At 69.1% G+C, this 25801-nt stretch carries 13 protein-coding genes; 10 read left to right on the forward strand and 3 right to left on the reverse strand.

The window, feature by feature from the left end; all coding sequences use genetic code 11:
• Window positions 1-89 precede the first annotated feature (89 nt).
• The 7 genes from ACF073_RS05625 to ACF073_RS05655 all read left to right on the forward strand — a co-directional run bounded on the left by ACF073_RS05625 (window position 90) and on the right by ACF073_RS05655 (window position 11661).
• Window positions 90-1823: an N-6 DNA methylase gene (locus tag ACF073_RS05625; RefSeq protein WP_392067062.1), complete on the forward strand. Its 1734-nt coding sequence runs from the start codon at window positions 90-92 to the stop codon at window positions 1821-1823.
• The gene (locus ACF073_RS05630; RefSeq protein WP_392067063.1) at window positions 1820-3850 is read left to right on the forward strand and encodes an N-6 DNA methylase; all 2031 of its coding nucleotides are present in this window, start codon (window positions 1820-1822) and stop codon (window positions 3848-3850) included. The genes ACF073_RS05625 and ACF073_RS05630 overlap by 4 nt, the downstream gene beginning before the upstream one ends.
• Window positions 3847-5115: a hypothetical protein gene (locus tag ACF073_RS05635; RefSeq protein WP_392067064.1), complete on the forward strand. Its 1269-nt coding sequence runs from the start codon at window positions 3847-3849 to the stop codon at window positions 5113-5115. Before ACF073_RS05630 ends, ACF073_RS05635 begins: the two co-directional genes overlap by 4 nt.
• A gap of 11 nt (window positions 5116-5126) precedes the next feature.
• Entirely contained in the window at window positions 5127-8348 is a 3222-nt protein-coding gene (locus tag ACF073_RS05640; protein ID WP_392067065.1) for a type I restriction endonuclease subunit R, read from the forward strand.
• A 76-nt stretch (window positions 8349-8424) separates the two neighbouring features.
• Complete coding sequence (locus ACF073_RS05645; protein WP_392067066.1) at window positions 8425-10065, forward strand: protein kinase; 1641 nt, start codon at window positions 8425-8427, stop codon at window positions 10063-10065.
• A gap of 277 nt (window positions 10066-10342) precedes the next feature.
• Entirely contained in the window at window positions 10343-10996 is a 654-nt protein-coding gene (locus ACF073_RS05650) for a hypothetical protein (protein ID WP_392067067.1), read from the forward strand.
• A gap of 83 nt (window positions 10997-11079) precedes the next feature.
• Window positions 11080-11661, forward strand: coding sequence for a hypothetical protein (locus ACF073_RS05655; RefSeq protein ID WP_392067068.1), 582 nt, complete (start codon window positions 11080-11082; stop codon window positions 11659-11661).
• A 709-nt stretch (window positions 11662-12370) separates the two neighbouring features.
• Here ACF073_RS05655 and ACF073_RS05660 read toward each other — a convergent pair.
• The gene (locus ACF073_RS05660) at window positions 12371-13900 is read right to left on the reverse strand and encodes a helix-turn-helix domain-containing protein (protein ID WP_392067069.1); all 1530 of its coding nucleotides are present in this window, start codon (window positions 13898-13900) and stop codon (window positions 12371-12373) included.
• A gap of 232 nt (window positions 13901-14132) precedes the next feature.
• Between ACF073_RS05660 and ACF073_RS05665 the strand changes: the two genes are divergently transcribed.
• Window positions 14133-14753, forward strand: a complete 621-nt coding sequence (locus ACF073_RS05665; protein WP_392067070.1) for a hypothetical protein — start codon at window positions 14133-14135, stop codon at window positions 14751-14753.
• A gap of 127 nt (window positions 14754-14880) precedes the next feature.
• Here ACF073_RS05665 and ACF073_RS05670 read toward each other — a convergent pair whose 3' ends face one another.
• Window positions 14881-15615, reverse strand: a complete 735-nt coding sequence (locus tag ACF073_RS05670) for a dienelactone hydrolase family protein (protein WP_392067071.1) — start codon at window positions 15613-15615, stop codon at window positions 14881-14883.
• 561 nt (window positions 15616-16176) lie between these two features.
• Here ACF073_RS05670 and acnA point away from each other — a divergent pair.
• Window positions 16177-18891: an aconitate hydratase AcnA gene (gene acnA / locus ACF073_RS05675; RefSeq protein ID WP_392067072.1), complete on the forward strand. Its 2715-nt coding sequence runs from the start codon at window positions 16177-16179 to the stop codon at window positions 18889-18891.
• Between the two features lie 66 nt (window positions 18892-18957).
• On the opposite strand, the gene ACF073_RS05680 is transcribed toward acnA, so the two are convergent.
• Window positions 18958-21675, reverse strand: a complete 2718-nt coding sequence (locus tag ACF073_RS05680) for a SpoIIE family protein phosphatase (RefSeq protein ID WP_392067073.1) — start codon at window positions 21673-21675, stop codon at window positions 18958-18960.
• Window positions 21676-22303: 628 nt separating this feature from the next.
• Here ACF073_RS05680 and ACF073_RS05685 point away from each other — a divergent pair.
• Window positions 22304-25570, forward strand: a complete 3267-nt coding sequence (locus tag ACF073_RS05685) for a GH92 family glycosyl hydrolase (RefSeq protein WP_392067074.1) — start codon at window positions 22304-22306, stop codon at window positions 25568-25570.
• Window positions 25571-25801: the final 231 nt, after the last annotated feature.

A 25801-nucleotide genomic window follows, 5' to 3' on the forward strand; every position in this document is an offset into this window, starting at 1 on the left:
GGGCGTGACACCCAGTGAACAGGAGCTAGTTAACGCCGTCAACTGAATGTAACTTGGATACCCGGGCGCGAACGGTGTACGGTCGCGTCATGACCGGAGGAAACGAGGCGCCTGATGCCACGGCGACCGCTGCGGAGATCGCACGGTTGGCGGGCGTGACGCGTGCTGCGGTGTCCAACTGGCGCAGGCGTCGTTCGGACTTCCCCGCGCCCGTAGGCGGCACCCCGGCGAGTCCCCTGTTCTCGCTCGCCGAGGTACGGCAGTGGCTGGACGGGCAGCGCGACGGGCGAGAGGTCAGCGGGGAGGTCCGGCTCTGGCAGGCTCTGCGCGGTGCCTACGGCGAGGAAATGGCCGGGGCGCTGGCTGCTCTCGGGGAATATCTCCGGGGCGATGCGGAAGACCTCGCCGACCAGGCCGCCCGAGAGGCGGTGGACGGGCTGGTCGCCGATCGGACGCCCGCCGAGGTGATGGATGCTCTGGTCGCCCGACTGCTGGAGTCCACCGCGCGCGCCGCGTTGGACGGGGCCTCGACATTGCGACTGGCTCGCGCGGTCCGAGAATTCGCTGGTGAGATCTCAGGCACCGTCTTTGACCCTGCGTGCGGCATCGGCTCGCTCCTCGTTGCGGTGGGCGGCGGTGCGGTCCAGAGCAGGCTGGGGCAGGACACGCAGGCGGATGCGGCACGCGTAGCCCAGGTGCGTGCGGCCTTGGCCGCCGCTGGGACAGCGGTGCCGGTTCAGGTGGTGGCAGGCGACTCGCTGCGGGCCGACGCGTTCCCTGACCTCCGCGCAGACCTGGTCGTGTGCGAGCCGCCAACCGCCGTGGCCGACTGGGGCCGCGAGCAGTTGCTTGTTGATCCGCGCTGGGAGGCGGGCGTGCCCTCGCGTGGGGAGAGCGAACTCGCCTGGCTTCAGCATTGCTACCACCACACGGCACCCGGCGGGCGAGCCGTGGTGGTTCTGCCGGCGTCGGTCGCCCATCGCCGCTCCGGTCGCAGGATCCGGGCGGAGTTGGTGCGTCGTGGCTGCGTCGCCGCGGTGGTGGCTCTCCCGCCGGGCCTCGCTGCCAGCCATGCCCTCCCGCTACACCTGTGGTTGCTGAGCCGTCCTTCCGCCCCTGGGCGGGTAATGGGGACTGTACGCATGGTGGATCTCAGCGCCAACAGCCCGGACGGACCGTGGGAGCCGCAGCCGCACCAGGAGGCGGAGGTGCCGCTGATCGATCTGCTGGACAGCGAGGTGGACCTCACGCCCGGCCGCTACGTACGCGAGCCGGAGCCCGACTACGTGGTGGAGTACGCAAAGGTGCGTGAGGATCTGGACACGCGCCTGCGCCGCCTTCGGGCGCTGCTTCCCGAGCTGCCACCACGTGGCCGGGCCGACGCTCTGGACGACGGCGTCCCGGTGGCGGTGAGCGACCTGCTGGCCGCCGGCCTGGTCAGCCTGGACGGTGACGAGCTCATCTCCGTCAGCGACCAGTTGGACCCCGACTACGTGCGTGGATTCGCCAGCAGCGCGGCGAACGTCCGTCGTAGCACGTCCTCCTCGGGTACGTTCCGAGCGGACCTGCAGGCGGCGCGCCTACCCCGCATGGACGTTGAGCGACAGCGCCGCTACGGCGACGCCTTCCGCTCGTTGGGTGCGTTCGAGCGCGAACTCGCCGAACTCACCAGCATAGGCGACCGGGCTGCGCGGCTCGCTCGCGACGGCCTCACCGGCGGCGCACTCGATCCGCCGCCGGCTCGTAACGACGGCAACGCTGAACACCAAGGCATGACGAACGACGGAGACGCCGCAGTGGGGCGAGAGGACAGGACGCTTTGAGCAAGAACCAGGAACTGGCCGACTTCATCTGGTCGGTGGCCGATCTGCTGCGCGGTGACTACAAGCGTTCCGAGTACGGAAAGGTCATCCTGCCGCTGACGGTGCTGCGCCGACTGGACTGTGTCATGGCCCCGACCCGCCAGGCGGTGTGGGACCGGGCGGCCTCCTACACGGGTGAGAACAAGGATGGGCTGCTGCTGGCAGCGTCCAAGCTCAAGTTCTACAACCTGTCCGAGCAGACCTTCGACACGATCAGCAGTGACGCGGCCAACGTGGCGAAGAACCTCAAGGACTACATCCGGGGATTCTCCTCCGAGGCCACCGAGATCATCAACCGCTACGAATTCCACCTCCAGATCGACCGACTGGACAACGCCGACCTGCTCTACCAGGTGGTGCGGAAGTTCGCCGGCCTGGACCTGAGCTTCGAGGCCGTGGACAACCACGACATGGGCTACGTCTTCGAGGAGCTGATCCGCAAGTTCGCCGATGCCTCCAACGAGACCGCCGGTGAGCACTTCACTCCGCGCGAGGTCATCGAGCTGATGGTCGAGCTGCTGCTCGCCCCGGACGACGACCGGCTGAACGGAGAGGGCCAGGTCGTCAAGATCCTCGACCCGGCCTGCGGCACCGGCGGCATGCTCTCGGCGGCCGAAGAGCACATCCGCAAGCTGAACCCGCGCGTGCGCGTCAACCTGTTTGGACAGGAGCTGAATGCCGAGTCGTACGCGATCTGCCGCTCCGACATGCTTCTGAAGGGCCACACGGCCAAGAACATCCGTTTCGGCAACTCCTTCAGCCAGGACGGCCACGACGGCGAGACCTTCAACTACATGCTCGCCAACCCGCCTTTCGGTGTGGAGTGGAAGAAGGTCGAGAAGGTCGTACGCCAGGAGCACGAGGACCGCGGTTACGACGGCCGCTTCGGAGCTGGCCTGCCTCGGATCAACGACGGCTCGCTGCTGTTCCTGCAGCACATGATGAGCAAGATGCAGCCGCTCAAGAAGGACGACGCGGGCGACGAGGTCGGCGGCACCCGCCTGGCCATCGTCTTCAACGGCTCCCCGCTGTTCAGCGGCGGCGCGGGGTCGGGCGAATCGGAGATCCGCCGGTGGATCATCGAGCACGACTACCTGGAGGCGATCGTCGCCCTCCCGGACCAGCTCTTCTACAACACGGGCATCTCGACGTACTTCTGGATCGTCACCAACCGCAAGCCCGCCGACCGCAAGGGCCGTGTGATCCTGCTCGATGCCCGCGACCAGTGGTCCAAGATGCGCAAGTCTCTCGGTGAGAAGCGCAAGGAAATCACACGGGCGCAGATCGGAAATATCTGTGCGATCTACCGCGATGCGCTGAGCATCGCCAGCGACGAAGCCCATCCGGATCACGGGCGGGTGAAGGTCTTCGCCAACCGAGATTTCGGCTATCAGCGCATCACCGTGGACCGGCCGCTCAAGCTCCGCTTCGAGCTGACCGATGACGGCCTTGCTCAGCTCGGCGCGTCTGCCGCAGTGAAGAAGGCGGTCGGGGGCGAGGCAGTGGTCGAGCTGTTGCTGGCCGCGCTCAAGCCGCTGCTCGGGTCGCAGTGGTCGACCAAGGCTGAGGCGTGGGACGCCCTGCGCACGGCGATGGTGGCCGGCGGCGTGCTGTGGCCCTCCGTTGCGCCGTTCCAAAAGGCCCTGCGTGATGCCGTGGGAGTGACCGACCCGGATGGCGAGGTTCAGCTCGCCAAGGGCAAGCCCGAGCCTGACCCCGACCTGCGCGACAACGAGAACGTCCCGCTGAGCGAGGACATCGACGAGTACTTCGCTCGTGAGGTATTTCCCCACGTTCCGGACGCCTGGATCGCCGAGACCCGCAATCCGAGGACCAAGGAGGTGGAGCGATTCAAGCTGGGGTACGAGATCCCCTTCACCCGCCACTTCTACGTCTACACGCCGCCGAGGCCGCTCACGGAGATCGACGCGGAGCTGAAGTCGCTGGAGGCAGAGATTCAAGTGCTGCTGAGTGAGGTGGCGCGGTGATCAACCCAGCCGGAATCAAGATTCGATACGTACTGCGGCCTCGCGAGGTAACTGATCGCACGCATCTGCAGGTCCTGTCGGTATATCGAGACTTTGGTGTCATTCCGAAGAGTTCGCGGGGTGACAACAATAATAAGACGCCGCTCGATCTCTCCAGGTATCAGGAAGTGCGCCCAGGGGATCTTGTCATCAATAAGATGAAAGCCTGGCAGGGGTCCCTGGGTGTTTCTCGGCATCATGGGATCGTGAGTCCGGACTACCTTGTCTGCTCAATTGATCGATCCGTGCATCCAGGATTCTTGCATCATTTGCTCAGGTCAGGACCCCTCATTTCGGAGTTTGGGCGTCGTTCCAAAGGGATTAGGCCCGCACAATGGCGCCTGTACTGGGAAGATTTGGCCGAAATTTCCATCCCGCTTCCTCCTGTGGGCGACCAGCGTCGCATTGCCGAGTTTCTTGATACCGAGACGGCTCGGATCGACCGACTGGTGTCGGTGCGCGAGAAGCAAACTGAAGCCCTTGCCGAGCGTTACATGACGGCTGTGTCTGAGATGGTCACGCCCGGTATCTCGCGCGACGGTGAACGCAGTCAGCTGTGGCCGTGGCTACCCCTTGCCGTGCCCACTGTGCGCCTTGGCTACCTTGCCCGGGTGCAGACTGGCGTGACTGTTCATGGGGCGCGCGAAGGGACCGGTGAAGACGTTGAGCATCCGTACCTGCGTGTGGCTAATGTGCAAGGTGAGCAGATCGATCTCGACGAAGTGAAGACGATCATCGTCCCTGCCTCCATGGCTCGCCGATCTTCCCTGCGCGATGGTGATGTCGTCATGACGGAGGCAAACGGAAATCCGGACAATCTAGGTCGTGGGGCTGTATGGCGTGACCAGATTCCCGGAATGATTCACCAGAATCACATCTTTGCGATCCGGGCGAGTCGCGGCAGGCTTCTACCCGAATATCTCGCCGCATTGCTCGCCTCGAAGCATGGACGGTACTATTTCCGATATACGGCATCTCAAGTCGGAATTGCGACGACAAGCGCATCAAAGGTGCTGGATTTTCCTATTCCGATCGCCAGCCGTGAGCAGCAGGACGCTGTCGTGCGGGACTACGTGGCCATGCGAGATTCCGCAAGCCGGGTTAAGGGAGTCTTGGAGCGCCAACTCCTCCTCCTCGCCGAACGTCGCCGAGCGCTGATCGCTGCTGCCGTTACCGGCCAGCTCGATGTCACCACCGCCCGCCCCACGCACGACCGCGACCTCTGAGGGGGAATCAGATGAACGACGCCCGCGTGTACACCGAGAAAGCATTCGAGAACGCTGTGGAAGCGGCGCTGTTGTGCAGCGGCTGGCAGCGCGGGCTGTCGAACACCTACAACCCCACGCTCGGCGTTGACACCTCCGAGCTGGCCGCGTTCCTCGGTGCGTCGCAGAACGACGCGTGGCTGGCGCTCCAGGCCGCCTACGGCGAGGATGAAGATCAGGCCATCGGCCGGTTCGCCAAGCGGGTGGCGCGGGAGATCGACTCCCGCGGCCTGCTGGACGTACTGCGTCGAGGCGTGAATGACCGGAACGTGAAGATCCAGCTTGCGTACTTCCGTCCCGCGCACACTCTCGCCGCCGACGCTTTGGCCGAGTACGACGCCAACCGGCTCACCTTCGTGCGCCAGTTCCACTACTCCGCGGCGCGTCCGGCCGACAGCCTCGACATGGCGTTCCTCCTCAACGGACTGCCGGTCGCCTCGGTGGAGTTGAAGAACGGGCTGACTGGCCAGACCGTCGAGGACGCCAAGCGGCAGTACCGACGCGACCGTGACCCGAAGGAACTGTTCTTCGCCAAGCGCAGCCTGGTCCATTTCGCGGTCGATCCGACGCTGGCTTTCCTGACGACCCGCCTTGCCGGCGACCCTACCCGTTTCCTCCCCTTCAACACTGGCTCCGGTGGACCCGGCCAGATGGGGGGCGCGGGCAACGTCCCGGCCTCGACCGATGGGAAGTATCCCACCTCGTACCTCTTCGACGAGGTATGGGCTCGGGACAACTGGCTGGAGCTGTTGCAGCGGTTCCTACACGTGGAGGACGCTGCTGCGAAGGCCGGGCGAGCGCCGTCGCACAAGCCGGGCAGCGCGCACACGCAGCCGTTGATCTTCCCGCGGTTCCACCAGTGGGACGCGGTGCGCAAGCTCATCGCGCACGCGGCCCGCCACGGGGCGGGGGAGAACTACCTGATCCAGCACTCCGCCGGCTCGGGCAAGTCCAACACCATCGCCTGGCTCGCGCACCACCTGTCCAGCCTGCACACCTCCCACGACCTTGGGCAGATCGCACCCGCCGCCCTTGCCTCCGGGCTGGGGCCGAACAAGCTGGTCTTCGACAAGGTCATCGTCATCACCGACCGGCGGGTACTGGACAAGCAGCTCCAGGACACCATCTACCAGTTCGACCACAAGGCCGGCGTGGTCGTGCGGATCGATGAGAACTCCCAGCAGCTCGCGGACGCGCTGACCGGGCCGACGGCCCGGATCGTGATCACCACAGTGCAGAAGTTCCCCTTCGTCCTGGACAAGGTCGCGGGGCTGGGAACTCAGCGCTACGCGGTGATCATCGACGAGGCGCACTCTTCGCAGGGCGGGGAAAGCGCGGCGGCACTGAAGAAGGCGCTGGGACGTCTCGGCTCGGATGCGGTCGACGAGGATGGCGACCCACTAACGGCCGCGGCCCTGGCGCGCGGCAAGCAGCCGAACCTGTCCTTCTTCGCGTTCACGGCCACCCCCAAGGCGAAGACGATCGACCTCTTCGGCAACCCTTACGCCAATCCCGGCTCGGGGGAGCAGGAGAAGGGGCCGTTCCACATCTACTCGATGAGGCAGGCCATCGAGGAGGGCTTCATCCTCGACGTGCTAGGCAACTACATCACCTACGCCACGTACTTCAAGCTCCAGGAGGCTGCCGCCGAGGAGGCGGAGCAGCAGGTGGACCCACGCAAGGCCCGCTCGCGGCTGGTGAGGGCCGCGCTGATGTCGGAGGCGTCGATGGCCTCCCGCGCGAAGATCATCGTCGACCATTTCCGGTCGCACTCCAGCCAGCGTCTCGGCGGGCGGGCCAAGGCGATGGTGGTCACCTCCGGCCGTGACCACGCCGTACGGCTCTACCAGGCTATGCGGGCCTACATCGACCAGCGAGGGTTCACCGACTGCGGCACCTTGGTCGCGTTCTCCGGGGCCCTGACCCTCGATGGGATCGAGTACACCGAGGCCAAGCTCAACGGCTTCCCCGAACGCGAACTGCCGGCACGTTTCGGCTACACCCGCGCGGACGACCCGAACCCGCCGTCCGTCCCCAAGCCCGAGCACCGCATCCTCGTCGTCGCCGAGAAGTACCAGACCGGCTTCGACCAGCCGCTGCTGACCACCATGTACGTGGACAAGATCTTGGTGAAGCTGGCCGCGGTGCAGACCCTTTCCCGGCTCAACCGCACCCACCGCCTTAAGACCACCGAGGACCTGTTCATCCTCGACTTCGCGAACCGGCCCGAGGACATCGAGCAGGCTTTCCAGCAGTACTACGAGGCGTCGGTGAGTGAGCCCACCGACCCCAACCTGCTGTTCGACCGCGAACGCGAGGTGATGGCCTACCAGCTCCTGGTGGAAGCCGAGATGGATGCCTTCGTGACCGCGTACTTCGCAGCCTTCCAAGGCGGCTCGGCCACCGACACCGCCATCATGAAGGCGCACGCCCGGCTCTACGGCTACCTGCAGCCCGCCCTGGACCGCTTCAACGCCCTCAACGCCACCGAACCCGAAACTGCCTCTGAGTTCCGCCGCGCCCTGGAGTCCTACACCAAGGCGTACGGATGGCTCTCCCACGTCATCGGATTCGAGAACCTCGAACTGGAACGGCTCTACCAGTACGGACGCTTCCTGCTGCGCCGCCTGCCCGCGCCCGCCCGCAGCGCCGGCGCCGACATAGGGACGGCCGCCCCGAGTCACATGCGCATCGCTCAGACGGGCACCCCGGAGCTGCGCCTGGAGGCGGCGGGCGCGCAGATACTGGCTGGCCTGGTACCTGAGGCGGCCGGAGCGGTGGCCGAGGCTGAGGAGATGTCGCTGGCCGAGGTGATCCAGTCCGTCAACGAGGAGTACGGGACCGGGCTGTCCACCACCGACCAGATTCTGCTCGGCCAGCTCGTGGTAGCCGTCAGCGAGGACCCGGAACTCCGGGCCATCGCCCTGCACCAGGACCAGGATGTTTTCGGCGGGGAACTGGAGAAGGACCTCGACCGGATCGTCATCGACCAGGCGGCGTCCAACGACGCCCTGATGGTCCGCTACTTCGACGACGCCGACGTCAACCGCCTGTTCAAGCAGGTCGCGACCCAACAGGCGTACCAGCTCATCCGGCGCCCGGTCCGACGTGAAGCCGAGCGCCGGGCCACCGAGCAGCGGGCTGCCGAACTCAAGTCCACCGGAAGCCGTCGGGCGGAGCCACCGACCGCCTAGCCTGTGTCTGACAGTACGTTACCTACCGGGCCAGGCGGGGTGGTTGCCGCTCCGTCCATGCAGAGAGGCACCTCGCATGGTGCACGGCACGCCAACCTCCGACGCCGGGGAACCGGCCCGCATCATCGCGGGCCGGTACCGGCTGCATACACCCATCGGCGCCGGCGGCATGGGCGAGGTCTGGCAGGCGTACGACGAACGCTTGGATCGCCGGGTGGCCGTGAAGATGATGCTGGCCGAAAGCCCGGTTCCGCCCGGATTCCAGGGCGCGGCCTTCGAGGAGACCCTGCAGACCCGCCGTGCCCGCTTCCTGCGCGAGGTCCAGATCACCGCCGGCATCGAACACCTCGGTGTTCCCGCTGTCTACGACACGGGCACTGACGAGGCAAGCGGACGGCTGTTCGTCGTCATGCAGCTCCTGCAGGGCCGCGAGCTGCAGACTTTCATCGACGAAATCGACTACGAAAGCGAAGAGGTCCCTGTCTCCTGGGCCGCGGCCGTCGGCGCCCAGATCGCCTCAGTTCTCGACACCGTGCATCACCACGACGTCGTCCACCGCGACATCAAGCCCTCCAACCTGATGATCTCCCCCGGAGGTGTAGTCAAGGTCCTCGACTTCGGCGTCGCCGCCCTGCGCGGAGTCGGCACCCTGCCCCGGCTCACCCAGGTCGGCATGACCGTGGGAACCCCGCCCTACATGTCACCCGAGCAGAGTCTGGCCAATGCCGTAGGCCCCGCCGCCGATGTCTACGCTCTCGCTTGCGTGCTCCACGAACTCCTCACCGGAAAGCCGCCGTTCGCTCCCGACGACAGCCGCTCCCACATGTGGCACCACGTCCACACCCCGCCCCCTCCCATCCGCGCCGTGCGCCCGGATGTGCCGGCCGACATCGAGAAACTGCTGTTGGCGATGCTCACTAAGGAATCCGAGCAGCGTATGGGCGCGATGGAGGTCTACGACGTCCTCCTGCCCTTCATTCATGCCACCACCAGCGCCCTTGCTGAGACCGACGACGGTGTCCTCGACCCCCGGCTGCCGTTCCTACGCCCCTTCGGCGGTCGGGCGCGTGGCACCGGCGTAGCCACTTCTCACAGACCCACCGTGGTGGTTCCCTCGCCACTCGCAGTCCCGCAGGCGGCGGTGCAGTCAGACACCGCCGCACTGACCGAACCGGAGGCGGACGCGATTTCGGACCGGGCAGCTCGGCTGGCTCAGGAGGGCCAGTTCACCCAGGCCGCAGACGCTCTGGACGAGGCAATCACGAGGGCCACCGATCCGGAGCTCAGGGAAGGCATGCAGTTCAGCCTCGCCCAAGTGAAGTTCCTGGCCGGAAGCCACCGCGAGGCCCTCGCGCTGTTCGAGCCACTCGCCCACGAATACACCAACCGCTACGGCGACGAGGACGAGCAAGCACAGCTGTGCTGGTACTACGCCGCGCAATGCCGGATGGAACTTGGTGAAGCGAGCGCCGCCATCCGGGCCTTCGACCACGTCGCAGAGATCACGCCTGCTCCCGACGACGAGGACGCCGTCAACCGCCACCTGGATACCCTCGCACGACTCATGAGTCTGTATGCAGCGGCGGAAAACCTCCCCCAGGCACTGGAGGTCGGTGACCGCCTCCGGTCGGAAACCTCCCATCTACGGGGGTACGACTGGCCGGGGCTGGCGCAGATTGACGCCTATCTCCGCCGCCTTCGCCAGGACCTGGGCTAATCGATGAGCTCAATTCCATCGGTCGAGGGAGCCTTATCAGTTCAGACTGGGACAGGGCCATCGTGCACTCGTCGTGGTTGAACTGGGCATTCGCCAAGGAGAGTTACGCCGTAGCCCGCCTCCTGTTCAGGGAGCGGCACTCACCCCTGAAGTGCGCCCGGGCAGTCCCGGCCGCTGATCCCGTACACCACGATGCGGGACACCATCGGGCCGAGCTGGTCAGAGCCCCCCAAAAAATGCCCTTCGTGCCTATCTGCGGGCCGTCATGCTGGAGGACATGCACCCTCGCGACAAAGAGATATGGCGGGCGATCGATCGGGGCGACCGGGAGATCGACTGGGAGGCGTGGTTCGGCCACCCGGAGGGGGCCGACTATCTCTCCGCGGCCGGACACGAGGTTACTGCCCGGGCGGTGGCCGGCCTGACGTCGTTCTTCGACAGCCGCTGGCTGCCGAAGGCCGTGACCCCCTCGCCCGCGGCAAGCCGGGCCAGAGACACTTTCGTCGGACTGGGCCGCTCCTCCCCAGTGCTTCAGTTCTTCAACGGCGCCGACAAGGGGGCGTGGGTTGAGGCGGTCCGGTGGTGGGCTGCGTACGCCTACTTGGAGAATGCCGAGGTACCTGGCTTTGCCTCCATTCGCCGGGACGCCCGCCGTGACGTCACCCTGTCCCGATTCCTGCACACCCAGACACAGGCCCGCCTTGCGCTCATGGGCGCGGCCCGCGGACTCTCGGTCGAGCTGGAGCCAGCGAAGGCCAGCGGGGCCCCGGCGACATCCGGATTGGACCGCTCTTCATCGAGGTCGTCACCTTCGCAGAGGATCAGAGGCTCCAGGACTACGAGAGGTTCCGCGAGAGTTGCCGCATCCACCTCTTCACCCTGGATAGGGGGCGTGAGATCTACTGGGAAGGTGATCTCCCCGAACTCCTGAACGGCATCGACTTCGAGGCGTGGAAGAAGCGCACCGAAGAAGCCGCCGACGAGTGCATGGCCTCGGGGACCGCAGGTGACGTCGTGACCAGTTCAGGGCGACGGCTGACCGTCCGCTCTGGGAAGGCTCCTCTCGGCACCAGCCTGGCCGGGGACGCGCTGGAAAGCGACCAGGGCAAGCGACTCCTGGGCAAGGTGCGGGGTAAGGGTGCCAAGACGGAGGGAGCCGGCACCGCGTGGATCTGGGTGGAGGACCACAGCGGCCTCTTCCACTTCCCTACGCCCTTCGCCGACATGACGCTCGCTGCGAAGACCGACGCGCTCGCGGACCTGCTTGGACCCGTTCTGAAGGAGTACACCCATGTCGCTGGAATCGTCGTCTCGAACGCAGCCCACCGACGCCTGCCCCTCCCGCCGGACGAGGACGCGCCGCGTCGCGCCGGACAGGGCTTTCAGCGCGGACTGCCTCTCGACAGGGTCCGCGAGACCATCGTGATCCCCCGGAAAATCCTCTTGCCCGAGCAGACGAGTCTGATCGCCCGCGTGTGCGATGCCGAGTCAGCCTCGCTCAACTGGGCTCTGGCGAAGCTCGGCGTCCCCGGGGGTGTGTCATCCCTGTTGTCAGCTCCTCCGGACCCTCGTCCGGCCCCCCTCTGGACACCGTGAGGCCGACTTCCGGCGTGGGGAGCCTCAGGAGGACCGAGAAGGGGAGGGCTGCAGGCCCCGCCAACAATTTGATCCAGATGAGCCGCTCACCGTGGGCCGCTCCAGTAACCGGGCCTGGGAGGCACTGCGCAACTCCTGGCCCGGCAAACCAGCTCGTTCCTACTCGTGCATGCGGGGCGCCGTGTGTCGCTGCGGGCACCGCCACGGGGCAGCGCCGCCAGTAGCCAGATTGTTCGCCAGCAAGGCCCGTAGGGGCAAAGCGCTCGAGACGGGACATCGCGACGCTGGATGAGTGTCTACTCGCCCCATCACGCCGGGACGGCTGCACCGATGTACGGCCGAGCCGCACGGATTGCCGCGGCCAACGCATACAGGTGCGGATCGAACATGGCCCGATACTCCGTGGGCGGCGAATGCATCGACACGAACCGCACTTGCGGGTTGCCGACGGGGACGTGGGACGCCACCGTCACCGCCGCTCCTCGGACGTTGCGAGGCCACTCCGACGACAACTCTCCGTGAAGAATGACGGATGCTCAGCCATCTCTGACGTGTCGTCAACGATTCAAGATCATCTTGCACGTGTGTTGCACAAGGCGCTGACAAACAACAGTGATCAATGGAGGTTCGTGAAGGTGAGTATCCGCAGGTCAGCTGGCATATTTAGGTGTCGTGCCCCTTGCCTTCAAGGGGCACGACACCGCGCCGTTCAGATGTCCCGGAAGATCTCGATCTGCGCCCCGATCGAGTTCAGGCGCTCGGCGAGGTCCTCGTACCCGCGGTTGATGACGTAGACGTTGCGCAGCACCGACGTACCCTCGGCCGCCATCATCGCCAGCAGGACGACCACGGCGGGCCGCAGCGCCGGCGGGCACATCATCTCGGCGGCACGCCAGCGGGTCGGGCCCTCGACCAGCACCCGGTGCGGGTCCAGGAGCTGCAGGCGCCCGCCCAGGCGGTTGAGGTCGGTCAGGTAGATCGCGCGGTTGTCGTAGACCCAGTCGTGGATCAGGGTCTGGCCCTGCGCGACCGCGGCGATGGCCGCGAAGAACGGGACGTTGTCGATGTTCAGGCCGGGGAACGGCATGGGGTGGATCTTGTCGATCGGCGCCTCCAGCTTGGAGGGCCGGACCGTGAGGTCCACCAGCCGCGTACGGCCGTTGTCCGCGCTGTACTCGGCGCTGCGGTCGTGGTCGAGGCCCATCTCCTCCAGGACCGCCAGCTCGATCTCCAGGAACTCGATCGGCACCCGGCGCACCGTCAGCTCGGACTCGGTGACCACGGCGGCGGCCAGCAGGCTCATCGCCTCGACCGGGTCCTCGGAGGGGGAGTAGTCGACGTCGACGTCGATGTTCGGCACGCCGTGCACGGTGAGCGTGGTGGTGCCGATGCCCTCCACCCGCACGCCCAGCGTCTCCAGGAAGAAGCACAGGTCCTGGACCATGTAGTTGGAGGAGGCGTTGCGGATGACCGTCACGCCGTCGTACCGGGCGGCGGCCAGCAGCGCGTTCTCGGTCACCGTGTCGCCGCGCTCGGTCAGCACGATCGGCCGGTCGGGGCGGACCGAGCGGTCCACCTGGGCGTGGTACTGGCCCTCGGTGGCCGCGATGTCCAGGCCGAACCGGCGCAGCGCGATCATGTGCGGCTCGATGGTCCGGGTGCCCAGGTCGCAGCCGCCGGCGTAGGGCAGCTTGAAGTGGTCCATGCGGTGCAGCAGCGGGCCGAAGAACATGATGATCGAGCGGGTGCGGACGGCCGCGTCCGCGTCGATCGCCGCCATCTCCAGCTCGGCGGGCGGGACGAGTTCCAGGTCCACGCCGTCATTGATCCAGCGGGTGCGCACGCCGATGGAGTTGAGCACCTCCAGGAGGCGGTACACCTCCTCGATCCGGGCCACCCGGCGCAGCACGGTGCGTCCCTTGTTCAGCAGCGAGGCGCAGAGCAGGGCCACACAGGCGTTCTTGCTCGTCTTCACGTCGATGGCGCCGGACAGGCGGCGACCGCCGACCACGCGCAGATGCATCGGACCCGCGTAGCCCAGCGACACGATCTCGCTGTCCAGGGCTTCACCGATTCGGGCGATCATCTCAAGGCTGATGTTCTGGTTGCCGCGCTCGATGCGGTTGACCGCGCTCTGGCTGGTGCCGAGCGCCTCCGCGAGCTGCGCCTGAGTCCAGCCCCGGTGTTGCCGGGCGTCACGGATGAGCTTGCCGATGCGTACGAGGTAGTCGTCTGACATGAGGTTGAGGCTATCTCAGATATGAGATGGCGCTCGTCAGGGGGTCCATTCGGGTGACATCGATGACGGCCCGTCAACGCCGGTTGGCGGAACGCGTGCTGTGCGACCCGAAAGATCCGGCCAAAACGACTTATGTCGCACGACGTCCCGCCCTGCGGCTGGGGAGGGGCCGCTCCGCGCCGCGGAACCCCGGCCCGTGCACGCCCCTCTCCTCCTTCGAAAGGGGACACCCATGACTATCCGGACCATCGCGATGCGGCACCTGCCCGCGGTCGCCGTACTCGCCCTGTGCTGCTCGCTCGCCTCTTGCGGCACCCGGCACGCGGACACGCCGACGGCCGGGGCGGCCGCCCGGGGACCGTCCGCGGCGGACGGGACGACGGACGACCAGGAACTCCCCGACACCACCACGGACGACGGTGAGACCCTCCCCGACACCACCACCGACGACGGCGAGACCCTCCCCGACACCACCACCGACGACGGCGAGACCCTCCCCGACACCACCACCGACGACGGCCGGACCTACCCGGACACCACCAGTGACGACCCCGGGGACGCCGGTGCCCGCCGCTGGTTCCCCATGCGCCGTGAGTTCCGCGCGTATCTGGTGGCGGACGGCCGTGCCGGGGATGCCGCCGCCGCGCCGCATGTGACGAGCGTCCGGATCAGCACCCCCGCCGGCGGCGGACCCGTCGACTCCGTCGTCCGGGTCGACTACGGCGTGGGGGAGCAGGACGCCGCGGACCGCACCGCCGAAGCGTTCGCCCGCTGGCGGACCTCGGTGTACGGCGATCACGGCCGTGTGGAGGTGCTGGGCCCGGCCAAGACCACCGCCGAGCGGGACTGGTAGGAACGGCGAGGGGCTGCTCGCCGGCCATCCAGCGTTCGGTGGCCGGGCGGGCCGACGGGTCGGTCATGCCGACATCGGTGCGGCCCGCCCAGCCGTCTGCCTCAGGTTCCGAGTCCGAGCCGGAGCTTCAGTTGCCGGCCAGTGTGCGGTCGAGGAGGGGGAGCAGGCGGTCCCAGTGGCGCCGCAGTCCGGCGGGGTCGAAGGCGTCGGTGTCGGACATGGTGAACCCGTGGACGGTGCCGGGGTAGATCTCGGAGGTGTAGCCGGCACCCGCGGCGTCCAGGGCCCGGTTGAGCTCGCCCAGGGCCTCGGGCGTCAGATCGCTCTCGGCATGGCCGAAGTGGACCTCGGCGGTGAGGCCGGCGAGAGCATCGGGCCCGTCCGCGCCCACGGGACCGTGGAACGCGGCGACGGCGGCCACCTGTCCGGGGCGGGCCGCGGCGGTGCGCACCGCCAGCAGGCCGCCGATGCAGTAGCCGGTCACCGCGACTGGTCCGGCGGCGACCTCGGGCTGGGCGGTGAGGAACGTGAGGTAGGCGTCGGCGTCGCTCAGGACACGTTCGGCGGTGTGCGCCTCGATCAACGGCATCAGCCGGGCCATGAGTTCGGGCCGGACCTCTTCCCCGATGTGCTCGGGAAGGCCGATCACCGGTGCCGGGCCGTGCCGGTAGAAGAGGTTCGGGACGAGCACGTAGTACCCGTGCCCGGCCAACTCGCGGGCCATCTCCCGCAGCACCGGCCGGATGCCGAAACCGTCCGCATGCATCAGCACCCCTGGATGCCGCTTGACCTGGTCGGGGAAGGCGACGAAGGCGTCGGCCAGGCCGTCCGCGGTGGAAATCTGGAGTGTCTTGGTGGGCATGGATTCTCCTGTCGTGGCTGATGTGCGGAGCCTGTGATCAACACGACGGAGGCGGAGCCCGCGCAGCGGCGCAAGGTCCTCGTTCGAACAGCGGGCCCGTTCCGGCCCGCAGGGCGCTCAGGAGAGCACCGGGTCACCAATCCGTGCGTGGCGCAATGCCGTCCCGGTATTCATAGCCGCACAGCATACGGCGCTGCCGCTGTCGTACGGCGTCCGCGTACGACAGCTCGACGCGGCCCCGCGGGATCCACCCCGGCCGGTTCAGCCGCCGGCGCCCCAGCGCGTTCGGCCCGTCCGGCCGGGTTCACCGAGGCGGAAGGCCGGAGGACCGGGTGTGATGGGTGAACGCCTCGATGGGATGAGAGCGGTCGGGCGGGGTTGGGCATGACCAAGCCGCGCCCATGTACTAGAGTTATCTCGACATCGAGATATCTGCTCAGGCGCACCGTAGCCGCCCGCCCAGTAAGGCATACCTAACTTAGCCTGACCTTACTGGTTAGGCCAACCCGGCGTGGCGGCACGATTGACGGTGGTAGGCGCACATCAATGAAGGAGACTGTCGTGTCGGCGAACAGCTTCGACGCCCGCAGCACGCTGCAGGTGGGCGACGAGTCGTACGAGATCTTCCGGCTGGACAAGGTGGAGGGCTCGGCCCGGCTGCCGTACAGCCTCAAGGTCCTGCTGGAGAACCTGCTCCGCACGGAGGACGGCGCGAACATCACCGCCGACCACATCCGTGCCCTCGGCGGCTGGGACTCCCAGTCCCAGCCCTCCCAGGAGATCCAGTTCACGCCGGCCCGCGTGATCATGCAGGACTTCACCGGCGTTCCCTGCGTCGTGGACCTCGCCACGATGCGTGAGGCCGTGAAGGAGCTGGGCGGCGACCCGGCCAAGATCAACCCGCTGGCGCCGGCCGAGCTGGTCATCGACCACTCCGTCATCGCCGACAAGTTCGGCACGAACGACGCCTTCAAGGTGAACGTCGAGCTGGAGTACGGCCGCAACAAGGAGCGCTACCAGTTCCTGCGCTGGGGCCAGACCGCCTTCGACGAGTTCAAGGTCGTCCCGCCGGGCACCGGCATCGTCCACCAGGTCAACATCGAGAAGCTGGCCCGCGTCGTCATGGTCCGGGACGGCAAGGCCTACCCCGACACCCTGGTCGGCACCGACTCGCACACCACGATGGTCAACGGCCTGGGCGTCCTGGGCTGGGGCGTCGGCGGCATCGAGGCCGAGGCCGCGATGCTCGGCCAGCCGGTCTCGATGCTCATCCCGCGCGTCGTCGGCTTCAAGCTGACCGGCGAGCTCAAGCCCGGCACCACCGCCACCGACCTCGTGCTGACCATCACCGAGATGCTCCGCAAGCACGGCGTCGTCGGCAAGTTCGTCGAGTTCTACGGCGAGGGTGTGGCGGCCACGAGCCTCGCCAACCGCGCCACCATCGGCAACATGTCGCCGGAGTTCGGCTCCACCGCCGCGATCTTCCCGATCGACGACGAGACCCTGAACTACCTGCGCCTGACCGGCCGCTCCGACCAGCAGGTCGCCCTCGTCGAGGCGTACGCCAAGGAGCAGGGCCTCTGGCTGGACCCGAAGGCCGAGCCGGACTTCTCCGAGAAGCTGGAGCTGGACCTCTCCACGGTCGTCCCCTCCATCGCCGGCCCGAAGCGCCCGCAGGACCGTATCGTCCTCGCCAACGCCGCCGAGCAGTTCAAGAGCGACGTGCGCAACTACGTCGCCGACGACGACGAGGCGGGCAAGGAGTCCTTCCCGGCCTCCGACGCCCCGGCCGCCAGCAACGGTGTCCCGACCAACCCGGTCACCGTCACCGCCCCCGACGGCACGACGTACGAGATCGACCACGGCGCGGTCACCGTCGCGGCCATCACGTCCTGCACCAACACCTCGAACCCGTACGTCATGGTCGCCGCCGCCCTGGTGGCCAAGAAGGCGGTCGAGAAGGGCCTGACCCGCAAGCCGTGGGTCAAGACCACCCTCGCGCCGGGTTCCAAGGTCGTCACCGACTACTTCGACAAGTCGGGCCTCACCCCGTACCTGGACAAGGTCGGCTTCAACCTCGTCGGCTACGGCTGCACCACCTGCATCGGCAACTCCGGCCCGCTGCCGGAGGAGGTCTCCAAGGCCGTCAACGACCACGACCTCGCGGTCACCTCGGTCCTGTCCGGCAACCGGAACTTCGAGGGCCGGATCAACCCCGACGTCAAGATGAACTACCTGGCGTCCCCGCCGCTGGTCGTCGCCTACGCCCTCGCGGGCTCCATGAAGGTGGACATCACCCGCGACGCCCTGGGCACCGACCAGGACGGCAACCCGGTCTACCTGAAGGACATCTGGCCCTCCGAGGCCGAGGTGAACGACGTCGTCGCCAACTCCATCGGCGAGGACATGTTCAACAAGTCCTACCAGGACGTCTTCGCCGGCGACGCCCAGTGGCAGTCGCTGCCGATCCCGACCGGCAACACCTTCGAGTGGGACACCGAGTCGACCTACGTCCGCAAGCCCCCGTACTTCGAGGGCATGCAGATGGAGCCGGCCCCGGTCACCGACATCGCCGGTGCCCGCGTCCTCGCCAAGCTGGGCGACTCGGTCACCACCGACCACATCTCCCCGGCCGGCGCCATCAAGGCCGACACCCCGGCCGGCAAGTACCTCACCGAGCACGGTGTGGAGCGTCGTGACTTCAACTCCTACGGCTCCCGCCGAGGCAACCACGAGGTCATGATCCGCGGCACGTTCGCCAACATCCGCCTGCGCAACCAGATCGCGCCGGGCACCGAGGGCGGCTACACCCGCGACTTCACCCAGGACGGCGGTCCGGTGTCGTTCATCTACGACGCCTCCCGCAACTACATCGAGCAGGGCACCCCGCTGGCCATCCTGGCCGGCAAGGAGTACGGCTCCGGCTCGTCCCGCGACTGGGCCGCCAAGGGCACCGCGCTGCTCGGCGTCAAGGCCGTCATCGCCGAGTCGTACGAGCGCATCCACCGCTCGAACCTCATCGGCATGGGCGTCCTCCCGCTCCAGTTCCCGGAGGGCCAGAACGCCGAGTCCCTCGGCCTGACCGGCGAGGAGACCTTCTCCTTCACCGGCGTCGAGGAGCTGAACAACGGCACCACGCCGCGCACGGTCAAGGTCACCACCGACACCGGTGTCGAGTTCGACGCGGTCGTCCGCATCGACACCCCCGGTGAGGCCGACTACTACCGCAACGGCGGCATCATGCAGTACGTGCTGCGCAACCTGATCCGCAAGTAAGCGACTGCGGCAGGCGCCTCAGGGCCGCGTCCCCGGTACCGGGGACGCGGCCCTTCGCCGTACCCGTCAGTCGTCGCCGAACAATGACAGGTCCGGCACCGCCGGCACCGCCGGCACCGCCGGCACGGTCAGCTCCGCCCAGATCACCTTGCCCTCGTCCGTGTACCGGGTGCCCCAGCGCTCGGCCAGCTGGGAGACCAGGAACAGACCGCGGCCGCCCTCGTCGGTGGTCGCGGCGTAGCGAAGATGCGGTGCGGTGGAGCTGCCGTCGGCCACCTCGCAGGTCAGCGTGCGGTCATGGATCAGCCGTACATGGACCGGATCGGAGCCGTAGCGGATGGCGTTGGTGATCAGTTCGCTCAGCACCAGTTCCATCCCGAAGCCCAGCTCGGACAGGCCCCACTCGTCCAGCTTGGCGGAGACGGCGCCGCGCATCCGGGACACCTCCGCCGGATCGCGCGGCACGTCCCAGTCGGCGATCCGGTCGGCCGGCAGCGCCCGGGTGCGGGCGACGAGCAGCGCCACGTCGTCGCCGGGACGCTCGGGCAGCATGTCGTTCAGCACCGCCACACAGCTCGCCTCCGGTGACCGGCCCGGGTGCCCGGCCAGGGCCCGGCGCAACAGCTCAAGACCCTCGTCCAGGTCCCGGGAGCGGTCCTCGACCAGCCCGTCGGTGTACAGGACGAGCTGGCTGCCCTCGGCCAGCTCCAGCTCGGCCGTCTGGAACGGCATGCCGCCAAGGCCAAGCGGCGGCCCGGTCGGCAGGTCGGGGAAGGTGACGCTCCCGTCGGGGGCGACCAGCGCGGGCGCCAGATGGCCGGCGCGGGCCATGACGCAGCGGCGCGTGACCGGGTCGTAGATCGCGTACAGGCAGGTCGCGCCCAGGATCTCGCCGGCCCGCTCCGGGCAGGCCTCGTCCTGGTCGATGCGGCCGACCAGGTCGTCCAGATGCTGGAGCAGCTCGTCGGGCGGCAGGTCGAGCGTGGAGAAGTTGTGCACCGCGGTCCGCAGCCGGCCCATCGTCGCGGCGGCGTGCAGTCCGTGCCCCACCACGTCTCCCACCACCAGCGCCACCCGGCTGCCCGGCAGCGGGATCACGTCGAACCAGTCGCCGCTCACCCCCGACTGCGCGGGCAGATACCGGTAGCCGACCTCCAGGGCGCTCTGCTCGGGCAGCGCCCGGGGCAGCAGGCTGCGCTGCAGGGTGACCGCGACGGCGTGCTCGCGGGCGTACCTGCGGGCGTTGTCGATGCTGACCGCGGCACGGGCCACCAGCTCCTCCGCCAGCGACAGCTCCTCCGCGTCGAAGGGCTCCCGCTTGGAGCGCCAGAAGTTGGCCATGCCCAGCACCACGCCCCGGGCCCGGATCGGAGCGGTGATCAGCGAGTGGATGCCGTACTCCAGGATCTGCCGGGCCCGCTGCGGGTCCTGTGCGCGCCAGTCCTCGTCCCCGGTCAGGTCGACCAGCTCGGAGCGGCCTTCGCCGTAGACGCGCGCCTGCGGGGTGGAGGGCACGAAGTCGATCAGCCGGCCCTGCTCGTAGAGGGGGTGGTCGTCCCGGATGCCGCTCACGGCGACCCGGCGCATGTCCCGCGCGGTGCGGCCCGGCTCCTCCCCGTGCAGGACGGCGTCGGCGACGTCGACGGTGACGAAGTCGGCGAAGCGGGGCACGGCCACCTGGGTCAGCTCCTCGGCCGTGCTGACCACGTCCAGCGTGCTGCCGACGCTCAGACCCGCGTCGTAGAGCAGCTCAAGGCGCTCCCTGGCGGCCTCGGCCCGGCCGGACACCGCCTGCAGCTCGGTGGAGTCGCGGAGCGTCACGACGGTGCCCAGGGGGCCTCCCGGGGTGTCCGTGGGCCGCTGGTTGACCGCCAGCAGCCGGCCCTGGGCCAGGAGCACCTCGTCGCTGGCCTCGCGCCCGGAGTCGAGAAGCTCCACCGTGGCGGGGTCGAGCCCCGGCAGCTCCCGCACCGTGCGGCCCTCGGCGTCGAAGGGCAGCTCCAGCAGGCGCCGGGCCTCGTCGTTGGCGAGCAGCAGCCGGCCGTCCGACCCGATGATGAGCACGCCCTCCCGCACCGAGTGCAGGACCGCGTCGTGATGCTCGTACATACGGGTCATCTCGTCCGGGGCCAGGCTGTGGGTCTGCCGCCGCAGCCGCCTGCCCACCAGGGCCGTGCCGCCGGTCGCCACGACGAGCGCGCCGCCCCCGGCGGCCAGGATGATCGGCAGCTGCCGGTTGAGGGCGCTAGTGACGTTCTTGACCTTCATCCCGGCGGAGACGAGGCCGACCACCTTGCCGCGGGCGTCGTCGATGGGCACGGTGGCCTGCACCTCGCGGCCCAGCGGACCGTGCACGCTCTCGGTGTAGACCTTCCCGGCCAGCGACGGCCCGATGTTGCCGACGAACCGCTCGCCGATCCTGGCGGGCATCGGGTGGGTGTAGCGGATGCCCTGGGTGTTCATGACCACGATGAAGTCGACGCCCGCCGTCTTGCGCCCGGCCTCGGTCAGCGGCTGGAGGACCTTGGACGGGTCGGGCAGGCTCAGCGCCTTGAGGATGCCCGGGGCGTGGGAGAAGGTCTCCGCGACCGCGATGGACCGGCGCCTGGCCTCGGCCGTCGTGTCCCGCCTCGACTGCAGGACGAGGGCGAGGACGGCGCAGAGAACGAGCAGTACCACCAGCGCCACCTGGAGCAGCAGAACCTGTCCGGCAACGCTTCGTGGACTCTTGCCGATCACAGTGCGCCATGCGAGGCGCCTGAATCGGGCGTATCCGTCCGACATGCGGTATTTGTAGCACTGCTGATTTGCGGGTGGCTATGGTCCGTCCACGAGATGGACATAACACGCTCGTCCGTCGACCCCCGGAGACGGCCGGGCCGGTCGCGGCGGCCCGGCGGGGCGCGGGCCCGGCGGGCGGGGGAGTGGGAGCGCTCCCATGGGCGACCTCATCGCGTGGTGCCGGGCGGTCGGCCGGGACGGTGCGGCGTCGTCGGTACCCTGCCGGGGGGCGGCGTCGTCCGTACGCCGCCGGGGGCGGCGGCGAGAGGGTCAACGCCCCGCCCCGGCCGGCCGGTCGGGGCGCTCTGGGCGGACCCGGTGGCCGTGCGCACCGGGTCCGCGAGCCGGACAGGTGAGGGGGGTGGGCACCTGTCCGGAGGGGATGGCCTGGGACTGCGTGGCTTGTACGGCACCCCGGGCGCGCGACATCGTTGTCAGGTGGTCTGTACATGACTCTACCGCCTCAACGGACAACGATGTCAACCCACTTGGCTAGCCCAAGCGGGTGATCCCGGCGCGCGCCGTCCGGGGCGTACGCGGTCTTCCGTGGTACGGGTGGCGCACGCTACTGTCCCTGCGGCTTGTGCGACCCGTGGTGCGCGACCCGTCCGTTTGGAGGAAGGGCCGCGTCATGCGCTTCAGACCCACGTCCCTGCTGCTCGCCGCGCTCCTCGCGACCGGCGGCACCGCAACCCCCGCCCTCGCGGCGAGCACCGCACCCCCCGGTCTCGTCACGGACCCGACCCCGTACGTCGATCCGCTGATCGGCACCGCGAACGGCGGCGACACCTTCCCGGGCGCCGTCGTGCCGTTCGGCATGCTCTCCTGGAGCCCGGAGAACACCCGCGGCGACGCGACGAGAACCGCCGCCCCGGGCGGCTACCACCACGACGCCACCCGGATCCGCGGCTTCAGCCTCACCCACATGTCCGGCACCGGCTGCGCGGGCGGCAGCGGCGACATCCCGTTCTTCCCGTACGCCGGCGCGGTCACCTCCTCCCCGGCGAGCGACACCAAGGACGCCGTCTACGCCTCCGACTTCCGCCACGCCGACGAGCGTGCCGAGCCCGGCCACTACCGGGTCAGCCTGGCCTCCGGTGTCACCGCCGACCTCACCGCCACCGCGCGCACCGGCTCGGCCCGCTTCACCTACCCGGCGGACAAGCCCGCGTCCCTGCTGGTGCGCACTGCCAACTCCGAGGTGGGTTCGGCCGATTCGACGGTCACCATCGACCCGGACACCCGGACGGTCTCCGGCTCGGTCACCTCCGGGAACTTCTGCGGCTACCTCGACCCCGAGGGGCAGCGCGCCTACTACACCCTCTACTTCACCGCCCGCTTCGACCGCGCCTTCAAGACCACCGGCACCTGGCACGACGACACGCTGACCCCCGGGTCCCGGGAGGCGTCCGGCGGCACCGGAGGCTTCGCGCAGGGCGGTCGGCCGGTCGCCGGGAAGGGCGCCGGCGGGTACGTGGAGTTCGCGCCCGGCGAGGGCCCGGTGACCGCCGAGGTCGGCATCTCCTACGTCAGCCGGGCCGCCGCAGCGGCCAACCTGGCCGCCGAGAACCCGCGGGGCCGGTCCTTCGACGCGGTCCGGGAGGCGGCCCGGCGGGCCTGGCGGGAGCGGCTGGGGGCGGTCCGGGTCGGCGGCGGCACGGACGCCGAGCGCACCACCTTCTACACCGCGCTCTACCACGCGCTGCTGCATCCGAACGTCATCAGCGACGCCGACCGCCGCTACCGCGGCAGCGACGGCCAGGTGCACACCGTCGCCAGGGGCCACCAGGCCCAGTACGGCACCTTCTCCGGCTGGGACGTCTACCGCGACCAGGTGCAGCTGCTGACGCTGCTCAGCCCGCGCACGGGCTCGGACATCGCCCAGTCCCTGTACGCGCTCGCCCGGCAGAACGGCGGCGTCTGGGACCGCTGGCTGCACGGCGCGAGCGGCACCCACGTCATGAACGGCGATCCCTCGGCGACCGCCCTCGCCGGCATCCGCGCCTTCGGCGGCACGGACTTCGACCTCGACGGCGCCCTGACGTCCCTGGTCCGGGCGGCGACCGTGCCGACTGCGCAGGACCTGTCACCGGCCGGCAAGCCGGTGCTGTCGGCGGGGCAGCGGCCCTCCCTCGACAAGTACCTCAAGCTGCACTACATGCCGTCCGTCTCCAACGCCTGGGGCGGTGCCGCCGAGACCCTGGAGATGTCCACCGCGGACTTCGCGCTCTCCCAGCTCGCCCGCGCGGCGGGGAAGAAGGACACGGCGGCCGCCTTCGCCCGCCGCGCCCAGTGGTGGCAGAACAACTTCGACATCGCGGCCGACCCGGGCGGCGGCTACCCCGCCAACCGCAAGGCCGACGGCAGCTGGGTCACCGGCTTCACCCCGGACACCGGCAACGGGTTCGTCGAGGGCACGGCCGCCCAGTACACCTGGATGGTCCCGCACAACCCGGCGGGCCTGTTCGCCGCGCTCGGCGGCCGGGACGAGGCGCTCGCCCGGCTGGACGGCTTCTTCCACGACGCCGACGGCGGCTGGGCCTTCAGCGGCAAGGGCGGCACCAAGTCCGAGCTGGACAACGAGCCGTCGATCAACGTCCCCTACCTGTACGACTACGCGGGCGCCCCCTACCGGACGCAGGAGACCGTCCGCGCGGCGATGCGGCAGCTGTGGTCCGCCGGGCCGGGCGGCATCCCGGGCAACGACGACCTCGGCGCGATGTCCGCCTGGTACGTCTTCTCCGCCCTCGGCATGTATCCGCAGGTGCCCTCCCGCGCCGAACTGGTCCTGGCCTCCCCGCTGTTCGAGCGGATCGAGATCGACCGGCCGCAGGGCAACGACATCTCCGTCCACGCGGCCGGAGCGGCGGCCGACGCGCCGTACGTGCGGTCCCTGAAGGTGGACGGCCGCACGAGCGACCGCCCCTGGCTGCCGGCGTCCTTCGTCCGGGACGGCGGCCGGCTCGACTACAGCCTGTCCGCCACCCCGGACCGCGACTGGGGAGCGGGCAGCCCGCCGCCGTCCTTCCGCGAGGGCGAGCAGCCGTACCAGATCGGCGTCGGGCCCACCGCGGCCACCCTCGCGCCCGGGGAGAGCACGAAGATCGGTGTCCGCGCGCTGGCGCTGAGCGGCACAGGGCCCGAGGTGCGCTTCCGGGTGGAGACCCCGGCCGGGGTGACGGCCACGCCCGCCGCCGGCACCGTCACCGACGGAACCCAGCAGATCACCCTCGCGGCGGCGCCGGACGCCGCGCAGGGCTTCGCCGACGTCAAGGTCACGGTGACCTCGGGCGACTCCTCGTACGCGCAGCCGGTGGCGCTCACCGTGGCCGCCCCGGGCACCCTGCTCGCCGCCTACAACAGCACGGGCGTCTCCGACGACGAGGGCGACCACGACGAGGCCGACTACGACGGCGGCGGCTGGAGCTACTCCCGCCAGGCCCTCGCGGCGGCCGGCCTCGCCCCGGGCGGGCGGGGCACGGTCGGCGGCCTCGCCTTCACCTGGCCCGCCTCGCCGGCCGGCCGCCCGGACAACGCCGCGGCGGCCGGCCAGCGCGTCGACCTGGCCGCCGCGGCGCATGAGGTGTCCTTCCTCGGCAGCGCGGTCAACGGCAACCGGCAGAACCGGGCGACCGTCACCTACACCGACGGCACGACCGACACCGTCGACCTGTCCTTCACCGACTGGACCGTCGGCGGCGGGGGCGGCACCGTGCAGTACGGCAACGCGGTCGTCGCCAAGGCCGCGTACCGCAATGTCGCGGGCGCCGGCAAGGACCCGGTGGCGACGTACGTCTTCGCCACGAAGCCGTTCGAGGCGCCGGCCGGCCGGGCGATCCGCAGCGTGCGGCTCCCGGACGACGCCGGCCTGCATGTGTTCACCCTCGCGGTGGGCTGAGCGCCCGGGCGCACGAGGCCGCCCCCCGTTCGCGGGGGCGGCCTCTTCCGCCTGGCGGCACCGGCCGGCCGGTCGCGCCCTTCGCACGGGGCACCGGCGAGGCGGCCGGCACGGTGTCGCTGCGGGCGGACGGGTGATGCCGGCCGGCTCCGGCCTCGCCGCAGCGCAGGGCTGCCGGTCCGGTCCGTCCCGCTTCAGCCCGTCGGTGCGGGAACGGCCCCGGGGTGACGC

Origin of the sequence: Streptomyces sp. NPDC015171 (assembly GCF_043079545.1) — a bacterium.
Classification (GTDB): Bacteria; Actinomycetota; Actinomycetes; order Streptomycetales; family Streptomycetaceae; genus Streptomyces.

Excerpts from the sequence above, each read along its gene's own strand:
- ACF073_RS05625 (WP_392067062.1), top strand. The coding sequence starts at position 90 with ATGACCGGAGGAAACGAGGCGCCTGATGCCACGGCGACCGCTGCGGAG.
- ACF073_RS05640 (WP_392067065.1), top strand. The coding sequence starts at position 5,127 with ATGAACGACGCCCGCGTGTACACCGAGAAAGCATTCGAGAACGCTGTG.
- ACF073_RS05645 (WP_392067066.1), top strand. The coding sequence starts at position 8,425 with ATGGTGCACGGCACGCCAACCTCCGACGCCGGGGAACCGGCCCGCATC.
- ACF073_RS05650 (WP_392067067.1), top strand. The coding sequence starts at position 10,343 with ATGCACCCTCGCGACAAAGAGATATGGCGGGCGATCGATCGGGGCGAC.
- ACF073_RS05660 (WP_392067069.1), bottom strand. The coding sequence starts at position 13,900 with ATGTCAGACGACTACCTCGTACGCATCGGCAAGCTCATCCGTGACGCC.
- ACF073_RS05665 (WP_392067070.1), top strand. The coding sequence starts at position 14,133 with ATGACTATCCGGACCATCGCGATGCGGCACCTGCCCGCGGTCGCCGTA.
- ACF073_RS05670 (WP_392067071.1), bottom strand. The coding sequence starts at position 15,615 with ATGCCCACCAAGACACTCCAGATTTCCACCGCGGACGGCCTGGCCGAC.
- ACF073_RS05680 (WP_392067073.1), bottom strand. The coding sequence starts at position 21,675 with ATGTCGGACGGATACGCCCGATTCAGGCGCCTCGCATGGCGCACTGTG.
- ACF073_RS05685 (WP_392067074.1), top strand. The coding sequence starts at position 22,304 with ATGCGCTTCAGACCCACGTCCCTGCTGCTCGCCGCGCTCCTCGCGACC.